This is a genomic window from Ruegeria sp. HKCCSA071 (assembly GCF_017872555.1).
In the GTDB taxonomy this organism is placed as follows: domain Bacteria; phylum Pseudomonadota; class Alphaproteobacteria; order Rhodobacterales; family Rhodobacteraceae; genus Ruegeria.
Genome location: NZ_JAEDOX010000026.1, coordinates 1 through 2,500, shown reverse-complemented (window position 1 = coordinate 2,500; position 2,500 = coordinate 1). Strand labels below are relative to the sequence as shown.

At 54.4% G+C, this 2,500-nt stretch carries 1 tRNA gene and 2 rRNA genes (1 of these 3 cut by a window edge); all 3 read left to right on the top strand.

Going from position 1 to position 2,500, the window contains the following annotated elements:
- A 23S ribosomal RNA gene (locus I9188_RS20095) occupies positions 1 to 2,066 on the top strand; it begins 779 nt to the left of the window's first position.
- Positions 2,067 to 2,256: 190 nt separating this feature from the next.
- Positions 2,257 to 2,371: ribosomal RNA gene (gene rrf, locus I9188_RS20090) — 5S ribosomal RNA — on the top strand.
- A 52-nt stretch (positions 2,372 to 2,423) separates the two neighbouring features.
- A tRNA-Met gene (locus I9188_RS20085) sits at positions 2,424 to 2,500 on the top strand.

The window sequence follows — 2,500 nt, the reverse complement described above, 5'->3', positions numbered from 1 at the left end:
GGGATGAGCTGTGCCTAGGGGTGAAAGGCCAATCAAACTCGGAGATAGCTGGTTCTCTGCGAAATCTATTTAGGTAGAGCGTCATCCGAATACCCCGGGGGGTAGAGCACTGGATGGGTAATGGGGCCCCACAGGCTTACTGATCCTAACCAAACTCCGAATACCCGGGAGTACTAGATGGCAGACACACTGCGGATGCTAACGTCCGTAGTGGAGAGGGAAACAACCCTGACCTACAGCTAAGGCCCCCAATTCATGGCTAAGTGGGAAAGCAGGTGGGACGACCAAAACAACCAGGAGGTTGGCTTAGAAGCAGCCATCCTTTAAAGATAGCGTAACAGCTCACTGGTCTAAACAAGTTGTCCTGCGGCGAAGATGTAACGGGGCTCAAGCCATGAGCCGAAGCTTAGGATGCCGTAAGGCATGGTAGCAGAGCGTAGTGTGACATAGAACTCATCCGTATTTGCATCTGTGTTGTGTAACAGCAGCGGGATGTAATGACGGATCGAGTTCTTTCGATGAAGCCGGCCTGTGAGGGATCCGGTGGAGAGATCACTAGTGAGAATGATGACATGAGTAGCGACAAAGAGTGTGAGAGACACTCTCGCCGAAAGTCCAAGGGTTCCTGCTTAAAGCTAATCTGAGCAGGGTAAGCCGGCCCCTAAGCCGAGGCCGAAAGGCGTAGGCGATGGGAACTAGGTTAATATTCCTAGGCCAGGAGGATGTGACGGATCACAGGTGTAGTTCAATCTTATCGGATTGATTGGGCTGCTGAGTGGTTCCTGGAAATAGCCCTCCATCAGACCGTACCCTAAACCGACACAGGTGGACTGGTAGAGCATACCAAGGCGCTTGAGAGAACGATGTTGAAGGAACTCGGCAAAATACCTCCGTAAGTTCGCGAGAAGGAGGCCCGGTTCCTAGGCAACTAGGGGCTGGGGGCACAAACCAGGGGGTGGCGACTGTTTATTAAAAACACAGGGCTCTGCGAAGTCGCAAGACGACGTATAGGGTCTGACGCCTGCCCGGTGCCTGAAGGTTAAAAGGAGAGGTGAGAGCCTTGAATTGAAGCCCAGGTAAACGGCGGCCGTAACTATAACGGTCCTAAGGTAGCGAAATTCCTTGTCGGGTAAGTTCCGACCTGCACGAATGGCGTAACGACTTCCCCGCTGTCTCCAACATCGACTCAGCGAAATTGAATTGCCTGTCAAGATGCAGGCTTCCCGCGGTTAGACGGAAAGACCCCGTGCACCTTTACTACAGCTTCGCACTGGCATCAGGATTGTGATGTGCAGGATAGGTGGTAGGCTTTGAAGCGGAAACGCAAGTATCCGTGGAGCCTCCCTTGAGATACCACCCTTCGCACTCTTGATGTCTAACCGCGGTCCGTTATCCGGATCCGGGACCCTGCGTGGCGGGTAGTTTGACTGGGGCGGTCGCCTCCTAAAGCGTAACGGAGGCGCGCGAAGGTTGGCTCAGAGCGGTCGGAAATCGCTCGTTGAGTGCAATGGCAGAAGCCAGCCTGACTGCAAGACTGACAAGTCGAGCAGAGTCGAAAGACGGCCATAGTGATCCGGTGGTCCCGAGTGGAAGGGCCATCGCTCAACGGATAAAAGGTACGCCGGGGATAACAGGCTGATACTGCCCAAGAGTCCATATCGACGGCAGTGTTTGGCACCTCGATGTCGGCTCATCTCATCCTGGGGCTGGAGCAGGTCCCAAGGGTACGGCTGTTCGCCGTTTAAAGAGGTACGTGAGCTGGGTTTAGAACGTCGTGAGACAGTTCGGTCCCTATCTGCCGTGGGTGTAGGAGACTTGAGAGGAGTTGCCCCTAGTACGAGAGGACCGGGGTGAACGATCCACTGGTGGACCAGTTGTCGTGCCAACGGCAGTGCTGGGTAGCTATGATCGGACAGGATAACCGCTGAAGGCATCTAAGCGGGAAGCCCCCCTCAAAACAAGGTCTCCCTGAGGGCCGTGGAAGACCACCACGTCAATAGGCCGGAGATGTAAGCGCAGTAATGCGTTCAGTTGACCGGTACTAATCGCCCGATAGGCTTGATTTGATCCAGTAATGGAAAGACAAATCAAAGACATACACACCCTGAGTTGGATGGCGCGTGACAATCCGCAACGCGGATTGCACGGTGTTGATTGATTACACAACCGAGTGGCACCGCGCATTTGCTTCACAAATACGCTGCCTGCCACCCGTCGCGTTTGCTTCGCAAAGCGCGACGTGGGGATTTTCCTCGGTTTGGTGGTCATAGCGCAAGTGAAACACCCGGTCCCATCCCGAACCCGGAAGTTAAGCACTGCCGCGCCAATGGTACTTGGGCTTAAGCCCCGGGAGAGTAGGTCACCGCCAAACCTAGCAAAATCCCCAAATCTCTCTAAAACGATGAAAACAAATCTGACTCTGACGCGGGATGGAGCAGCCCGGTAGCTCGTCAGGCTCATAACCTGAAGGTCGCAGGTTCAAATCCTGCTCCCGCAACCA